At 27.2% G+C, this 268-nt stretch carries 1 protein-coding gene; it reads right to left on the bottom strand.

The genetic code is table 11. From position 1 onward, the window contains the following. Positions 1-268 (bottom strand): Cache 3/Cache 2 fusion domain-containing protein (locus ETC27_RS18475; protein ID WP_205742781.1); only part of this gene is annotated, 268 nt, incomplete at both ends.

The following is a 268-nucleotide window of genomic DNA, read 5'->3' on the forward strand; positions in this document are numbered from 1 at the left end:
CCAATAATTTCATCATTTTTAATAATAGGTGAATAAACAGACATATAACTTTTGTTTGCTATTTCTTCAAGTCCTATGAATTTTTCTTTATTTTGAATATTTTTATATGTATTAGAAGAGGGTTTAATAGTATCAAGTAAAATTCTTTCACCTTTTTCATCCATAAGTGAAGAAGTAATTCTAATATATTCATCCCCATCTTTAACGTATTCCGCAGATACTGCACCTGTTAATTCAGTAACATGATCAACTGGTTGGAAGTTTTTAT

The sequence above is a fragment of the Onishia niordana genome, assembly GCF_004798965.1.
Lineage (GTDB): Bacteria > Pseudomonadota > Gammaproteobacteria > Pseudomonadales > Halomonadaceae > Onishia > Onishia niordana.